Below are 413 nucleotides of genomic sequence, written 5' to 3' on the forward strand. Positions count from 1 at the left end.
AAAATTAAATAATACAAAAATAACTTCAAACAAAAAAACTGAAAATGACTTTAATTTCAACAAAAAATCTAAAAAATAACTGTTAATATTAAGTGTTATATAAAGGCTCATAACCCAATATTCATTAAAATAAATGATCACAGATTTTCTTTAAATTTTCTGAAACCACTATATTGGTCAAAATGCGTTCTATACTATCACCCCCCAGAAATGATGACCCAATGACAATAAGCAAACCATAAAATAGCATTCCACATTCTTTTATTCTCCTCATGAACATCTCTTTAGAGCAAAAGGGGCTTTGCAAGCTTAACAACAAAAACATCCTACAAGATGATCATTAACAATGCCTACAGACTGCATAATAGCAAAACAAATTGTGGGTCCAACAAATGTCCAGCCGCGTTTCTTCA

The 413-nt window shown here is 30.3% G+C and carries 1 protein-coding gene; it reads right to left on the reverse strand.

All coding sequences use genetic code 11. The features are described 5' to 3' along the window. Window positions 1-309 precede the first annotated feature (309 nt). Window positions 310-413: DNA-3-methyladenine glycosylase I (locus J7R10_RS09070; RefSeq protein WP_208436506.1), on the reverse strand; the 104-nt coding region annotated here is incomplete at its 5' end.

This window comes from Bartonella vinsonii subsp. berkhoffii ATCC 51672, assembly GCF_902825225.1.
Taxonomy (GTDB): domain Bacteria; phylum Pseudomonadota; class Alphaproteobacteria; order Rhizobiales; family Rhizobiaceae; genus Bartonella; species Bartonella berkhoffii.